Below are 14,543 nucleotides of genomic sequence, written 5' to 3'. Positions count from 1 at the left end.
CGCACCGCTGCGGAAGGTGCCGCCACTCAGTCGTCGCCGCGCGCCGCGGTCTCGGCGTCGGCCAGGTCATCTGGCGCGTCGGCGGTGCGACGGGTCAGCAGGGCGACGCCGGCAACACCGCCGAACAGCCAGATCAGGTTGTTCGGGAACGGGTAGGGGTTCGGGCTGAGGAGCGTCGGTCCGATCCACACGAGGATCCCGCAAGCGGCGATGAGCCGCCAGGCCTGCATCTCGCGGGTTCGGGCACGGCGGGAGATCACGACGGCGAAGGGCCCGGTGAGCATCGCCGTCCCCCACAGCACCGCGCCGAGGACGCCGGTCTCTGCGGCCAGCGACAAGAACACGTTGTGCACCGCGATCGCGGTGTTGGTCAGCGGGTAGGTGTCGGCCTGCAGCACCCACTGGTCGACCACGTCCACGAAGCGACCCCAGCCCACACCGAAGATCGGCTTCGCCTCGATGATGCGCACCGCGGCGTGGTCGGTGAGGAGACGGTCGTAGACCGAGCGGGCGTTATCGGCGCGGCCTGAGATCGCTGAGGAGAGTGTCGGCACCAACGCCAGCAGTGCGGCGACGACGGCGGCGACGCCGATCGCCGCCACAGGCGCCCAGCGGCGCAGGAGTGGGACGGCTGCGAAGCAGAGCACGATGCTGAGCGCGGCACCGAGCCACACCGAGCGGGTCAGGCACAGCAGGGAGGTGGCCGCGCAGGCGGCGCACGCCACCCCGGCCGCCAGCTGCCACCCGCGATGCCGCGTCAGCATCACCAGCGCGCCGGAGGTCACCATGATCAGCGCTGCCGCCATCCCCATCGGCTCCGAGGCCAGGAACGGGCCGCGCGCACGGCCGGGTTGCAGCCCCAGCGAGGGGTCGCTGATGTAGCGCGGCCAGACCAGCGCGTGCGGGCCGGCGATCTCGAAGATGCCGGTAAGGCCCAGGTAGAGACCGATCAGCGTCAGCGTCTTGAGCAGCAGCATCCGCGAGGCGGCGGTGTCGAAGAACAGCGGACCGAGCACGAACATCGCGAAGGGCACGACGACCCGGTCGGCCAGCGCGAAGGCCTGGCCGGACTCGGCCAGCGTGCCCGTCGAGAGCCAGGACCACAAGATCCACAGCACGGTCGCCGCCATGACCGCGTGGGTGAAGCGCAACCTCAGCCGCCGGGTGCGGTGGTCGAGCAGCAGCATCACCACCGCGAACAGGAGCAGCGGGCGGTCCGGCGGGGCCGGGATCCCGAGCAGGCCGAACTGGCCCGAGAAGACGTTGCAGACCACGAAGCTTAAGAAGAGCCACACGTGCGGCGGCGTGCCCAGCAGGTCGCCCAGCGGCGGGCGCGTCGTCGTCGCCGCCCGGTCCACCCCGGCTGTGCCCTGCCGCTCGACGCGGACCGCGCTCACGGGGACCCCACCGCCCCGCTCACGCCGAACGAAGCCGCTTGCGAGGTCGGCGCAGGCGCTCCAGCAGGTTGGCGGCCAAGAGCGCCACTACGGCTCCCGAGACCACCCCCAGCAGCGCGTACCGCTGCAGCCGGGAGCTGCGGTCGGAGGAGCTGGTGACGGCCTTCTGGACCATGACCAGCTTGCTCGAGGTCGAGGACGTGACACTGCTCTGGTACTTGCTGGCCAGCGCGTCCTTGCGGACCTCCTCGATCGAGGCGGTCTGGGTCGCCTTGACCACGCGCGCCCGCGCGGCCCGGATCGCCGCCGCGCTCGCCTGCGCGGCCGTGAGCTGGTCGAGCTTGGCCTGAGCCGCGGTCAGCGACTGCTGCGCGCGGGTCAGCGAGCTGACCGCGACCTGGTAGGAGTCCAGCAGCGACTTGCCGCTGGTGCTGGACGACTCGTTGACCGCCTTGATCAGCTTGTCGGCCGCCTGCTGGGCGCTGCTGCGCGCAGTGGCGGAGGAGTCCGAGGTGGCGATGATGCGGATGACGTTGCTCTCCGGGATCGGCGTGGCCGCCACTGCGGCGTCGTCGCCGGTGAGCATCTGGTCGTTCACGTAGCGGGCGTAGTTCGAGGCCAGCTGCTCGGCCGCCAGCGGGAAGCCGGCGATGGCGCCCGAGGTCAGGTCGCCGGCACCCACGGCTACGCGAGCCTCGGCGGTGTAGGTGACCGGGCCCACCTCGGCGGCGTAGAAGCCGATCGCGCCACCGAGGATCGCGGCGACCAGCGCCAGCGGCCACCAGCGCAGAAGCGCCTCGACCGGGGTCCGGCGGCGGTCGGGGGCGGGTTGGGCTTGGGCGGACACGAAGGCGGCTCCGAACGGTCGGGGGCTGGTCGGCGATGCGGGCGCTGCGGGCGCTGCGCGAGCAGGACGCGGACGAGATCGGGGGCGGCGAGATCGGGGACGGAAGGACTGAGTCTGCCATGTAGCGCGGACCCGTCCAGCCGGCACGATCGGTTGAGGCGGTCGTCACAGCAGTCCCAGCAGCCTCACCCAGGCCGGGCACGACAGTGGCTGACGGCGAGCCGACCACGACTGACCCGCGGCGGGCTCACCCCGGACCAGGGCTCGACTCAGGGCTCGGACCAGGGCTCGGCTCAGGGCTTGCCGTAGTCCATCGGCAGGGCTTGCAGCCGCTTCCAGGGGAAGTTGCGGAGCACGTCGTAGCCCGGGGTTCCACCGAGCAGCCGGCCCCAGGGGTTGCGGCCGCGGGCGTGGGCCAGGGAGGTGCCGCTCTCAGCCTGCACCGCGACCGCGCCGCCCTTGTCGGTGACGATGAAGCCGTACGTCTTCGCCGCACGGGCGACGATGCGCCCGATGCGGGTCAGGTGCAGCTGAGAGATGTTCACCCGCGGGTCGAGCCGGAACCGGATGCCCTCGGGCACGGCGTCGGGATTGTTGCTGGGATCCCAGCCGTCACTGCGCTGGGCCGGGTAGGAGTAGTGGTAGTAGGCAGCGGCGTTGACCACCAGCAGGTTCATCGCATGGGTGATGCGGCCCTTCTGCAGCTCGCGGATCCCGATGCTGCCGGCGGCGACGGCCAGGCCGGTGGCCGAAGCGCCCATGCCGTCGGCGAAGTAGCCGGCGCTGGTCGAGGCGTGGTCGATCCGGCCGCCCCAGCAGGCGTGCCACTGACCGTTGACGCGCTTGGCCTTCCAGAACTCCCAGAACTGGTCGGTCGACGGCGACCAGATCGACAACTCGCCGTCGGCACCCGTGGCGGGCACGGCGTTGGCGGGGATCGGCACGCTCTTGAAGTGGGCCCGCCCGCTGTAGAGCTGGCTGGGGGTGTAGCTCTTGTTCTGGCAGTTGTCCCACACGACGTCGGCGCGCGGAGTCGTCGCCGGGACCGTGTAGACGCTGGTGTTGTACTGGCTGTAGTTGAACGCCGCGACGCCGTTGTAGCGCGAGCTGACCTGGGCGGCGAGGTTGCGCACCATGGCGGCGCTGCGCGAGTTGAGGGGTGCGTGGCGGACGTTGAGCCGCCACACGCTCCGGGCGCTGAAGATCCCCCGCGTAGGGGAGTACGGCAGCACGCGGCTGGGTCCGCTGCCGGGCGGCGAGACCGAGGTGGTCGCGCTGGGGCTCGAGCTCGGCGAGCTTCCCGACGGACTGCTCGACGGGCTGCCGGACTGACTGCCGGACGGGCTGCCGGACGGGCCGGTGGCAGCGCTGGAGGGTCCGCTCGGCGAGGCTGACGAGCCGGCGGAGGAGCGCCCGCTGTGTCCGCACGCGCTGAGCAGCAGCGCGCCGGTGGCCAGCAGGACACCGGTGCGGAGCAGTCGCCGTCGACCAGATGCGAGACGAGCGTCGACCATGGACACATCCTGTTCTGGAGTCCAAATGAGGGTCGGAGCCCCTCAACGGTAGCGCGGCTTCTGGGTCATTTGCGAAGTTTGATCAGAAAGCCAGCTGTTCGTCGCCGAGATTCTGCCGTGGCGACGTTTCCTCGTGGCGGCGGCTGCACTACGTTGAGGTCTCGGGATCTGGCGGTCGTCCCGGGTGAGTTGGCCGCCACCGGGGATGGGAGACCTCGCGAGCGACGACGCAGCGAGGGTGGACCTGCACGAACGGGGACGGGGAGCCACGATGACGCTACTCGCTGATCGCGAACGACTCGGAGCACTGACCCAGGACCTGCCCAGCCGGGCGTCCCGGTTGGTGCCGTTCGTCGCGCTCGTGCTCGACCTGCTGGTCATCGCCGGCTCGCTCGCGCTGGCCACCGCCGGCCGTTCGAGCGCGTTCCTCTTCGCCCGCCCGGCCGACCTGTCCCAGAGCGCGGCCTACCTGGCGCCGATCGTCGCGGTGGGCTGGGTACTGATGCTGGTGATCCGCGGCGCCTACGCGGCCGACGTCTTCGGCGTCGGTACCGAGGAGTACCGGATCGTGCTGGCCGCCGGTCTGCTGAGCGCGGGGCTCCTGGGCGTGGGGGCCTACCTGCTGCACGTCGAGCTCTCGCGCGGCTTCTTCTCGATCCTGTTCCTGGTCGGCATCCCCGCGATGCTGCTCGCCCGGTTCGCCCTGCGCCGACTGCTGCAGGCAGCACGCCGTCGCGGCGCCCTGGGACGCAGCGTCATGATCATGGGCCACGCGCCCTACGTCGACCTCATCAGCGGGGTGCTGGGGCGTCAGCCCTGGCTGGGGCTACGGGTCGTGGGCTGTCTGACTCCCGACGGCGACGACGGACTCACCCAGGCCGGGGTGCCGGTGGTCGGCCCCATCCGCAACGTCGCCGCCGCGATCGCCGAGCACGAGGTCGACGTGCTCGTGTTCGCCCCCGGCGCCTACACCTCCCCCAGCCAGATCCGCGAGGCGGTCTGGGAGCTCGAAGGTCGCGACGTCGAGTTCGTGGTGGCACCGAGCATGACCGACATCTCCAGCGAGCGGATCAAAATGCGCCCCGTCGGCGGGCTGCCGCTGATCCACGTCACCCCGCCCACCTGGACCGACGCGTCCCGGTGGGGCAAGCGGACCTTCGACGTCGTCGGCGCCCTCTTCTGCCTGGCCGTCCTCAGCCCGGTGCTGGTGGCCTCAGCGGCCTGGGTCAAGCTCCACGACGGTGGCCCGGTGCTCTTCCGCCAGCGCCGCACGGGACGTCACGGCGAGGAGTTCTCCTGCCTCAAGTTCCGCAGCATGGTGCCCGACGCCGAGCGCCGGCTGACCGAGCTGACCACCGACGACAGCACCTCGGTGCTGTTCAAGATGAAGCGGGACCCGCGAGTCACCCGGCCCGGGCGGGTGCTGCGCCGCTTCTCCATCGACGAGCTACCGCAGCTGATCAACGTGCTGCGCGGCGAGATGAGCCTGGTCGGACCGCGTCCGCCGCTGCCCAGCGAGGTGTCCCGCTACGAGGGCCACACTGCCCGGCGACTCCACGTGCGCCCGGGGCTCACCGGTCTGTGGCAGGTCTCCGGCCGCTCGGACCTCTCCTGGGAGGAGGCGGTGCGGCTGGACCTGTACTACGTCGACAACTGGTCGATGATCCAGGACCTCAACATCCTCCTCAAGACGGTCGGCGCCGTGGTGAGCAGCCGCGGCGCCTACTGAGGCCCCGGTGAGCGAAGCACCGCTGCGCGTCGCCTTCGTCGTCGAGCAGACGCTGGGTCACCGCACCCACTCCGAGAGCCTGCACGCCGCGGTCGATCGCAGCCACGACATCGATGCCCGCTGGGTGCCGGTGCCCTTCGAGGTCACCGGACGCGCGCGAGCCCTGCCGCTGTGGAGCAACTGGACGGTGCGGGCCGGCACCCGTGCCCGTCTCGGACTGCGCCGAGTGACCCGCGGCTGGCGCCCCGACCTGGTCTACTTCCACACCCAGGTGAGCGCGGTCCTGGCCGGCCGCTGGCTGCGCCGGGTCCCGGCGGTGATCTCGATGGACGCCACGCCCGTGCAGTACGACAGCATCGGCGCGGCCTACCACCACCACGCCGGCTCTCCCCGCGCCGAGCGGGCCAAGTGGTGGCTCAACCGTCGTGCGCTGCGGCGAGCCCGCGCCGTGATCGCCTTCAGCGACTGGACCCGGGCCAGCCTTATCGAGCACTACGACGTCGACCCCGCCAGGGTCCACGTCATCCCGCCTGGCGTGGACACCACCGTGTGGCAGCCGCGGGCCGACCGCGACGCCGTCCCCGACGAGCCGCTGCGCGTCCTCTTCGCCGGCAACGACTTCGTCCGCAAGGGCGGCCCCGAGCTCCTGCGCGCCTTCGCCGGGCTCGGCCTGCCCGGCGTCGAGCTGCACGTGGTCACCGGCGCCGACGTGGAGTCCGCTCCGGGGGTCCACGTGCATCGAGGGCTGCGCCCCAACAGCGAGGAGCTGATCCGGCTGTTCCAGCGCGCGGATATCTTCTGCATGCCCACGCACGGCGACGCGCTGGGCATCGTCTACCTCGAAGCGGCCGCGTGCGGCGTCCCGGCGATCGGCACCGACGTCGGCGCGGTGCCGGAGGCCGTCGTCGAGGGAGTGACCGGGCTCCTCATCCCCCCTGGCGACGTCGAGGCCCTCACCGCGGCGCTGCGCACCCTGCTCACCGATCCAGCCCGACGCCGCGCCTACGGCACCGCTGCCCGCGAGCTGGCCGAGCGACGCTTCGACGCCCACCGCAACCTCGCGCGCATGCTCGCGATCTGCCGCCAGGCCGCTCAGGGACGCCCGTAGTCCATCGGCAGCGCCTGCAGCCGGTCCCACGGGAAGGCCCGCAACACCTGGGCGGGATTCGTGCCGCTGCGCAGCGAGCCGCGCTCGGCGCTGACCGCGACGGCACCCCCCTGGTCGGTGACGATGAACCCGTAGCGCTGCGCAGCTCGGGCGACGATGCGCCCGACCCGGGTCAGCTGCAGGGACGCGAGGTCCAGCCGCGGATCCAGGCGCAGCCGGATGCCCTCAGGGACGGCGCCGCGAGTGCCGACCGCGGCCGAGCCGTCGCTGCGCTGGGCGGGGTAGGAGAACACTCGCCAGTTCGCCGCCTGGGTCACCGAGAGGCTCATCGCGTGGTCGATCCGGCCGCGACGCAGCTCGCTGCGGCGGATGATCCCGCCCGACAGCGCCACGCCCGACGCGGAGACTCCCGTGCCCCGGCCGAAGTATCCGGCCTGCCGCGAGGCGTGGTCGATCCGGCCGCCCCAGCAGGCGTGCCAGCGGCCGCTCACTCGGTGGGCCTTCCAGAGCTCCCAGAGTCGGTCGGCCGACGGCGAGTACACGGCCAGATTGCCGTCGGAGCCCCCGGCGGGCCGAGCCCGGGCCGGGATGGGCACCGAGCGGAAGGCGCCGCCTCGGCCCACCAGCTGGGTCGGCTGGTAGCCCTTGTGCTGGCAGTCGTCGAAGACCACGTCGATCCGCCGCGTCCGGCGGGGAACGGTGTAGGTGGCCGTCGTGAAGAGGTCGTCGTTGAAGGCGGCGACGCCGCCCCAGTGGTCGCGGACCTGCGTGCTCACCGTGGCCGCGATGGCCGCACTGTCGGGGCCGAGCGGTGCGCGACGCACGTCGAGGCGCCAGGCGCTGCGTGGTCCGAAGACCCCGCCGGCGGGCAGGTGGGCCACCACCCGCGCCGGGCCGGCGCCACGGGCCACGGCCGGGCTCGGGTCGGCCAGCTGACCGAGCACGAGGGGCGCCACCACCACGGCGACGACGAGAGGCGAGGCGGAGCGGAACAGGTGCGAGCGAGGCACGACGGGACACGTCCTGGTCTCGGGGGCGGATGAGCGCCTGGCAACCTATCGGCATCCGTGGCCGGCGTCAGCCCAGATGCGGCTCGCCCGCCCCATCGAGCGCCTCTCAGTCCAGGCAGAACTCGTTGCCCTCCGGGTCCTCCAGCCAAATGAACCCCTGCTCCGGGCCGCCGTCGGGGTCGACCCGGCGCACCTGCCGCGCCCCCAGCCCGACCAGCCGATCGGCCTCGGTCTGGAGCGTGGCCATGCGCTCGGCGCCCGTCTGCCCCGGAGCGGCCCGGACGTCGAGGTGCACCCGGTTCTTCGCCGACTTGGGCTCGGGCACCTTCTGGATGAACAGCCGCGGCCCCGTCTCGCCCTCCGCCGGCACCAGCGCGGAGCGGTCGTTGCGGTGCTCGGCCGGCACGCCCCAGGCGTCGAGCGCGGCATCCCAGGAGTCGAACCCGGGTGGCGGCGGCTGGAGGCGGTAGCCGAGGACCTCGCACCAGAAGGTGGCGAGGGCGGCGGGGTCGGCGGCGTCGAAGGTCACCTGGAACTCTCGGGTCATTGCTTCCAGCCTCTCGGTCGTTGGGTCCTCGGCAGCTTGCCCACCACGATCAGGTACGAGTCGTCGACCGCGGATCGGATCTCGTCGGCGGGGATACCGGCGTCGATCACCAGCTGGTTCCAGCCGCGGCCGCCGAGGTAGGGCATCGAGGAGGCGTGGTGGGGATAGCGATCCAGCCACACGTCGGCGACCTCGCGGTCGGGACCGGCCTTCACCCCGCAGCTGTGCTCGTTGACGAAGCAGAAGATCTTGCCCGCCGGCGCGACCTTCACCACCGGCCACACCGGGTCGAAGGGGTGGTCCGACCAGGCTCCGGGCTTGGCCAGGCAGTGTTCGAGGAGCTCGGCGGCGTCCACCCCGTGCCTACCGGGTGGCTTCCATCATCTGCCGCAGCTCCTTCTTCAGCTCCGAGACCTCATCGCGCAGCCGCGCAGCGACCTCGAACTGCAGCTCGGCCGCCGCGGCCTTCATCTGCTCGGTGAGCTGCTGGATGAGCTCGGCCAGGTCGGAGCTGGGCAGGCCGGCCAGGTCGGGGAGGTTCTCCCGGTCCTGCTTCTCCCGCTTGCTCTCGAGCCGGGACAGCCCGGGCACCGGCGCCTTCTTGGACTTGTCGCCACGCACCCCCGTGCCCTGCCAGGTGGCGAGCAGCTCCTGGGTGGTCTCGTCCTCGCGCGCCAGCATCTCGGTGATGTCGGCGATCTTCTTGCGCAGCGGCTGCGGGTCGACGCCGTTGGCCTTGTTGTAGGCCACCTGCTTCTCCCGGCGGCGGTTGGTCTCGTCGATGGCCGACTCCATCGACGGCGTGACCTGGTCGGCGTACATGAACACCTGACCGGACACGTTGCGGGCCGCGCGGCCGATGGTCTGGATCAGCGACTTGTCCGAGCGAAGGAAGCCCTCCTTGTCGGCGTCGAGGATGGCCACGAGCGAGACCTCCGGCAGGTCCAGGCCCTCACGGAGCAGGTTGATGCCGACCAGGACGTCGTACTCCCCCAGCCGCAGGTCGCGCAGCAGCTCGATCCGCTTGAGGGTGTCGACCTCCGAGTGCAGGTAGCGGGTGCGGACGCCGGCCTCGAGGAGGTAATCGGTGAGGTCCTCGGACATCTTCTTGGTCAGGGTCGTGACCAGGACCCGCTCGTTCTTCTCCACCCGCAGGTTGATCTCGCCGATGAGGTCGTCGATCTGGCCCTTGGTGGGCTTGACGATGACCTCGGGGTCGACCAGGCCGGTGGGCCGGATGATCTGCTCGACGACGTGGTCCTCGCCCCCGACCTTCGCCATCTCGTAGTTGCCGGGAGTGGCCGAGAGGTAGATGGTCTGCCCGATGCGGTCGACGAATTCCTCCCACCGCAGCGGCCGGTTGTCCATGGCGCTGGGCAGCCGGAAACCGTGGTCGACCAGGTTGCGCTTGCGCGACATGTCGCCCTCGTACATGCCGCCGATCTGCGGCACCGCGACGTGCGACTCGTCGACGACGAGCACGAAGTCCTCGGGGAAGTAGTCCAGCAGCGTGTTCGGAGCGCTCCCTCGACTCCGGCCGTCCATGTGCATCGAGTAGTTCTCGATGCCCGAGCACGAACCGACCTGGCGCATCATCTCGATGTCGTAGGAGGTGCGCATCTGCAGCCGCTGGGCCTCCAGCAGCTGGCCGTTGCGCTGGAACTCGGCGAGCCGCTCGGCCAGCTCCTCCTCGATCCCCTTGATCGCGCGCTCCATGCGCTCGGGTCCGGCCACGTAGTGGGTGGCGGGGAAGACGTAGAGCTCCTGGTCGTCGCTGATCACCTCGCCCGTGACCGGGTGCAGCGCCATCAGCCGCTCCACCTCGTCGCCGAAGAACTCCACGCGCACGGCGTGCTCCTCGTAGACCGGGAAGATCTCCAGGGTGTCGCCGCGCACCCGGAACGTCCCGCGGGTGAACGAGAGGTCGTTGCGCGTGTACTGGATCTCCACCAGCCGGCGCAGGATCGAGTCGCGGTCGCGCTCGTCGCCGACCTTGAGCCGCAGCATCCGGTCGACGTACTCCTGCGGGGTGCCCAGGCCGTAGATGCAGGAGACCGTGGAGACGACGATGACGTCGCGGCGGGTGAGCAGGCTGTTGGTGGCCGAGTGCCGCAGCCGCTCCACCTCCTCGTTGATCGAGGAGTCCTTCTCGATGTAGGTGTCGGTCTGCGGGACGTAGGCCTCGGGCTGGTAGTAGTCGTAGTAGCTGACGAAGTACTCGATCGCGTTGTTCGGAAAGAGCTGCCTCAGCTCGTTGGCGAACTGCGCGGCCAGCGTCTTGTTGGGCTGCATCACCAGGATCGGCCGCTGCAGCTTCTCCGCCACCCACGCCACCGTGGCGGTCTTGCCGGTGCCGGTGGCACCGAGCAGGACGACGTCCTTCTCACCGCCCTGCATCCGCTTGGCGATCTCGGCGATAGCGGCCGGCTGGTCGCCCGAGGGCTGGTAGTCCGACTCGACGTGGAAGGGCGCCACGCGGCGCTCGAGATCGGTGACGGGACGCATGCTGCGAGCCTACGAGGACCCACCGACAGTCCGCCCCGATCGGGCCGGCGACGTCGCACGGACGGGCCTCTCACGGGCTGCCGCGGCGGCCGTGGGTGCGCGGGGGGTCGTAGCCGTCCGGCGGTGGCGACATCTCCGCCCGCACGCCCAGCAGCCGCACCGGACGGTCGTCGCCGAGCGCCTCGTAGAGCGCGTAGGCGACTGCCCCGACGACGGCGGGATCGTCGGTCGGCTCGGGAAGCTTGCGGACGCGGGTGGAGGTGAAGAAGGGCGCGAACCGCACCTTGAGGTGCACTCGTTGGCAGGGCCGACCCTCGGCGCGGATGTCCTCGACCACCCGCTCGGCCAGCGTCAGCAGCGCAGCCCGCACCTCCTCGGGCGTCCCCAGGTCCTGCTGGTAGGTGGTCTCTCGCCCATGAGCGCGCGCCACCCAGGGCGTGTCGTCGACGACGCTGCTGCTCACCCCGCGCCCCAACCGACCCAGATGCGGGCCGGTGCCGGGCCCGAACTCAGCGGCGAGCACGTCGTCCGAGGCTGCCGCCAGCTCGCGCACCGTGGCGATCTCCAGCCCGGCCAGCCGCGCGGCGATCCGCGGCCCGACGCCCCACAGCGCCTGGGTGGGGCGCTCGCCCATCACCTCGAACCAGTTCTCGCGGGTGAGCCTGAACCGGCCGCCCGGCTTGCCGAACTCGGTGGCGATCTTGGCCCGCACCTTCGTGTCGCCGATGCCGACCGAGCAGTGCAGCGACGTCGCGGCCAGCACGGCGGCCTGCAGCTCGAAGGCCGTCCGCTCCAGGTCGTCGGTGGCCACGCCGACGAAGGCCTCGTCCCAGCCGAGCACCTCGACCACCGCGCCCGGATGTGCCCGGAGCGTGTCCATCACCGTGGCCGAGGCCGCTTCGTAGACAGGGCGGTCCACAGGCAGGAAGACCGCCTCCGGGCACCGCTTCCGCGCCGTCCGCAGCGCCATGCCGGAGCGGATGCCGTGCTCGCGCGCCTCGTAGGACGCGGTGGACACCACCGCCCGCTCCGTGGGGTCGCCGCGACCGCCCACCACCACGGGCAGGCCCCGCAGCTCCGGGCGTCGCAGCAGCTCGACTGCGGCCAGGAACTGGTCCATGTCGACGTGGAGCACCCAGGAGGTCATGCCCACATCATCGGCACAGTGTTGACTAGTGCCGTGGCTCGTCCCGCTCCGCTGATCAACTTCGGCCACCCCCTCATGCAGGTGCTGCGACGCGCCCTCCTCGGGCTGCTCGGGATCCAGGTGGCGCTCGTCGCCGGGCTCACCCTCACCGACTCCTACCGGCGTCGCGGCAAGAAGCCGCAGCCCTTCCCGGTGACCAAGCCCCAGCAGGTGCCGGTGGGCGAAGGCACGGTGACGACCTACACCTACGGCCAGGACCTCTACGACGACATGATCGCGGCCATCGACGCCGCCCGGCACCAGGTGCTCTTCGAGACCTACATCTGGAAGGGCGACGAGGTCGGCGAGAGTTTCAAGGCGGCGCTCGCACGGGCCGCCGACCGCGGCGTGGAGGTCTACGCGATCTACGACGCGTTCGCGAACCTCGTGGTCCCGCCGGCGTTCAAGCGGTTCCCGCCCTCGCTGCGGGTGCTGGCCTACCCCGTCTACAACGCGGGCCTACGGTTCTTCGACCTGCGCCGATACGGCCGCGACCACCGCAAGATCCTCGTCGTCGACGACGACACCGCGTTCGTGGGCGGCTACAACGTGGGCGCGGCCTACGCCACGGAGTGGCGCGACACGCACTGCCGGATCACCGGACCCGGCGTGTGGGACCTCAAGCGGGCGTTCGCCGACTTCTGGAACAGCCAGCGTGGCCGGCGGTGGGCCGACGGCGACGAGCGGCCGCTGCTGATCGAGACCGCCAGCGCGTGGGAGTCGCGCATCCGGGTGCACCGCAACCTGCCGCGGCAGTGGAGCTTCCCGATCCGGGCGATGTACCTGGACGCCATCGACCGCGCGCGCCGCAACATCTGGATGACCCACGCCTACTTCATCCCCGACGAGAACTTCGTCGAGGCGCTGGTGGCCGCCGCCCGGCGCGGCGTGGACGTGCGGATCCTGCTGCCGCAGACCTCGAACCACGTCGTCGCCGACTGGCTCAGCCGCGGCTACTTCAGCCAGCTCCTGTCCGCCGGGGTGCGGATCTTCCGCTACCAGGACGCGATGGTGCACGCGAAGACCGCCACGGTCGACGGTGAGTGGTCGACGATCGGCACCGCCAACATCGACCGGCTCTCCATGACCGGTAACTACGAGGTGAACGTCGAGTTCATCGACGCCGGGCTGGCCCGGGCCATGGAGGAGGTGTTCCGCACCGACGAGTCCAACGCCGTCGAGCTGATGGCCGGCGACTGGGCCGGTCGCGGGTTCACCCGGCGGTTCGCCGAGGTGGTCCTCGCGCCCTTGCGGCCGGTGCTCTGAGCGGGTCTACGCTCCCCGCATGAGCACGCACGAGGGCGGACCCGGGCTCCCGCAGGAACGACGCATCGTCACCGAGATCCCCGGGCCGAGGTCGCAGGAGATCCACGCCCGACGGCAGGCCGTGGTGGCCGCCGGGGTCGGCAGCGTGCTGCCGGTGTACGTCGAGAAGGCGGGCGGCGGCGTGGTGGTCGACGTCGACGGCAACAGCCTGATCGACCTGGCCAGCGGCATCGCCGTCACCAGCGTCGGCAACAGCGCGCCCGCCGTCGTGCAGGGCGTCACCGAGCAGGTCGCCGCCTTCACCCACACCTGCTTCATGGTCGCGCCCTACGAGGGCTACGTGGAGGTCTGCGAGAAGCTCGCGGCGCTCACGCCGGGCGACCACGCCAAGAAGGCCGCGCTGTTCAACTCCGGCGCCGAGGCGGTGGAGAACGCGGTGAAGATCGCGCGGGTGCACACCGGCCGCGACGCGGTGGTGGTCGTCGACCACGCCTACCACGGGCGTACCAACCTCACGATGGCGATGACGGCCAAGAACATGCCGTACAAGCAGGGCTTCGGGCCCTTCGCCGGCGAGGTGTACCGCGCGCCGATGTCCTACCCCTTCCGCGAGCCGGCGCCGATCACCGGGCCCGAGGCCGCGGCTCGCACCATCGAGGTGATCGAGAAGCAGGTCGGCGCCGACAACGTCGCCTGCGTCGTCATCGAGCCGGTGCTCGGCGAGGGCGGCTTCGTCGTCCCCGCACCCGGTTACCTCACGGCCGTCAGCGAGTGGTGCACCGCCCACGGCGTCGTCTTCGTGGCCGACGAGATCCAGTCCGGCATGTGCCGCACCGGCACCTGGTTCGCCAGCGAGCACGAGGACGTCGTGCCCGACCTGGTCACGGTGGCCAAGGGCGTGGCCGGCGGGCTTCCGCTGGCAGCGGTCGTGGGTCGCTCCGAGATGATGGACGCCGTCCACGGTGGCGGCCTGGGCGGCACCTACGGCGGCAACCCGGTGGCCTGCGCGGCGGCCCTCGGCGCGATCGCCACGATGGAGGAACTCGACCTCAACGCCCGCGCCCGCGCCATCGAGGCCACCATGACCGAGCGGCTGCGCATCCTGGCCGACAAGGCGCCCGCCATCGGCGACGTCCGTGGCCGAGGCGCGATGATCGCCATCGAGATCGTCCGGCCCGGCACCACCGAGCCCGACGCGGCCCTCACCTCGGCCATCGCCACCGGCTGCCACCAGCAGGGCGTGCTGATGCTGACCTGCGGCACCTTCGGCAACGTGCTGCGCTTCCTGCCGCCGCTCGTGATGCCCGATCACCTGCTCGACGAGGCGCTCGACGTGCTCGAGGAGGTCGTCACCGGCCTGGTCTGAGCGCCGTCGGCGGGCGTGGAACACTGGGGTTCCTCACGACGCCGCACGGAAGGGGAGCCCGCAGCCCG

General features: G+C 71.3%; 13 protein-coding genes. 5 read left to right on the top strand and 8 right to left on the bottom strand.

The features are described from left to right. Window positions 1-26 precede the first annotated feature (26 nt). From D9V37_RS12160 to D9V37_RS12150, 3 genes are all read right to left on the bottom strand, one after another. On the bottom strand, window positions 27-1,397 hold the full coding sequence (locus D9V37_RS12160; RefSeq protein WP_121806393.1) for an O-antigen ligase family protein: 1,371 nt from the start codon (window positions 1,395-1,397) through the stop codon (window positions 27-29). A gap of 19 nt (window positions 1,398-1,416) precedes the next feature. Then, window positions 1,417-2,244 carry a YveK family protein gene (locus tag D9V37_RS12155; protein ID WP_121806392.1) on the bottom strand — a complete coding sequence of 276 codons (828 nt, stop codon included), beginning with the start codon at window positions 2,242-2,244 and terminating at the stop codon, window positions 1,417-1,419. A 293-nt stretch (window positions 2,245-2,537) separates the two neighbouring features. Further along, on the bottom strand, window positions 2,538-3,380 hold the full coding sequence (locus D9V37_RS12150; protein WP_147455933.1) for a DUF4124 domain-containing protein: 843 nt from the start codon (window positions 3,378-3,380) through the stop codon (window positions 2,538-2,540). Here D9V37_RS12150 and D9V37_RS20070 point away from each other — a divergent pair. From D9V37_RS20070 to D9V37_RS12140, 3 genes are all read left to right on the top strand, one after another. Then, window positions 3,379-3,576, top strand: a complete 198-nt coding sequence (locus tag D9V37_RS20070; RefSeq protein ID WP_147455932.1) for a hypothetical protein — start codon at window positions 3,379-3,381, stop codon at window positions 3,574-3,576. The two genes, D9V37_RS12150 and D9V37_RS20070, sit on opposite strands and share 2 nt — an antisense overlap. Before the next feature lie 453 nt (window positions 3,577-4,029). Beyond that, window positions 4,030-5,487: a sugar transferase gene (locus tag D9V37_RS12145; protein ID WP_158604459.1), complete on the top strand. Its 1,458-nt coding sequence runs from the start codon at window positions 4,030-4,032 to the stop codon at window positions 5,485-5,487. Window positions 5,488-5,494: 7 nt separating this feature from the next. Beyond that, entirely contained in the window at window positions 5,495-6,595 is a 1,101-nt protein-coding gene (locus tag D9V37_RS12140) for a glycosyltransferase family 4 protein (protein ID WP_121806389.1), read from the top strand. Here D9V37_RS12140 and D9V37_RS12135 read toward each other — a convergent pair. From D9V37_RS12135 to D9V37_RS12115, 5 genes are all read right to left on the bottom strand, one after another. Continuing rightward, complete coding sequence (locus tag D9V37_RS12135) at window positions 6,580-7,605, bottom strand: hypothetical protein (RefSeq protein WP_121806388.1); 1,026 nt, start codon at window positions 7,603-7,605, stop codon at window positions 6,580-6,582. The genes D9V37_RS12140 and D9V37_RS12135 overlap by 16 nt on opposite strands. A gap of 106 nt (window positions 7,606-7,711) precedes the next feature. Then, entirely contained in the window at window positions 7,712-8,152 is a 441-nt protein-coding gene (locus D9V37_RS12130) for a VOC family protein (RefSeq protein WP_121806387.1), read from the bottom strand. Continuing rightward, window positions 8,149-8,508 carry an MmcQ/YjbR family DNA-binding protein gene (locus tag D9V37_RS12125; RefSeq protein WP_121806386.1) on the bottom strand — a complete coding sequence of 120 codons (360 nt, stop codon included), beginning with the start codon at window positions 8,506-8,508 and terminating at the stop codon, window positions 8,149-8,151. The genes D9V37_RS12130 and D9V37_RS12125 overlap by 4 nt, the downstream gene beginning before the upstream one ends. 7 nt (window positions 8,509-8,515) lie before the next feature. Next, window positions 8,516-10,657: an excinuclease ABC subunit UvrB gene (uvrB, locus tag D9V37_RS12120; protein ID WP_121806385.1), complete on the bottom strand. Its 2,142-nt coding sequence runs from the start codon at window positions 10,655-10,657 to the stop codon at window positions 8,516-8,518. A 70-nt stretch (window positions 10,658-10,727) separates the two neighbouring features. Further along, window positions 10,728-11,804 carry a DNA polymerase IV gene (locus D9V37_RS12115; protein WP_121806384.1) on the bottom strand — a complete coding sequence of 359 codons (1,077 nt, stop codon included), beginning with the start codon at window positions 11,802-11,804 and terminating at the stop codon, window positions 10,728-10,730. A 75-nt stretch (window positions 11,805-11,879) separates the two neighbouring features. Here D9V37_RS12115 and D9V37_RS12110 point away from each other — a divergent pair, with 75 nt between their 5' ends. Continuing rightward, window positions 11,880-13,109 (top strand): phospholipase D-like domain-containing protein, encoded by a 1,230-nt coding sequence (locus D9V37_RS12110; RefSeq protein ID WP_121806562.1) that lies wholly within the window; start codon window positions 11,880-11,882, stop codon window positions 13,107-13,109. A gap of 19 nt (window positions 13,110-13,128) precedes the next feature. Then, on the top strand, window positions 13,129-14,475 hold the full coding sequence (gene gabT / locus D9V37_RS12105; RefSeq protein WP_121806383.1) for a 4-aminobutyrate--2-oxoglutarate transaminase: 1,347 nt from the start codon (window positions 13,129-13,131) through the stop codon (window positions 14,473-14,475). The last annotated feature ends 68 nt before the right edge of the window (window positions 14,476-14,543 follow it).

Origin of the sequence: Nocardioides mangrovicus (assembly GCF_003674065.1) — a bacterium.
Classification (GTDB): Bacteria; Actinomycetota; Actinomycetes; order Propionibacteriales; family Nocardioidaceae; genus Marmoricola; species Marmoricola mangrovicus.
The sequence above is the reverse complement of the archived record's forward strand: the minus strand, read 5'-3'. Positions and strand labels throughout refer to the sequence as shown.

Coding starts and splice junctions, on each gene's coding strand:
- D9V37_RS12115 (WP_121806384.1), bottom strand. CDS start 11,804: ATGACCTCCTGGGTGCTCCACGTCGACATGGACCAGTTCCTGGCCGCA.
- D9V37_RS20070 (WP_147455932.1), top strand. CDS start 3,379: ATGGCGGCGCTGCGCGAGTTGAGGGGTGCGTGGCGGACGTTGAGCCGC.
- D9V37_RS12130 (WP_121806387.1), bottom strand. CDS start 8,152: ATGACCCGAGAGTTCCAGGTGACCTTCGACGCCGCCGACCCCGCCGCC.
- gabT (WP_121806383.1), top strand. CDS start 13,129: ATGAGCACGCACGAGGGCGGACCCGGGCTCCCGCAGGAACGACGCATC.
- D9V37_RS12150 (WP_147455933.1), bottom strand. CDS start 3,380: ATGGTGCGCAACCTCGCCGCCCAGGTCAGCTCGCGCTACAACGGCGTC.
- D9V37_RS12145 (WP_158604459.1), top strand. CDS start 4,030: ATGACGCTACTCGCTGATCGCGAACGACTCGGAGCACTGACCCAGGAC.
- uvrB (WP_121806385.1), bottom strand. CDS start 10,657: ATGCGTCCCGTCACCGATCTCGAGCGCCGCGTGGCGCCCTTCCACGTC.
- D9V37_RS12110 (WP_121806562.1), top strand. CDS start 11,880: ATGCAGGTGCTGCGACGCGCCCTCCTCGGGCTGCTCGGGATCCAGGTG.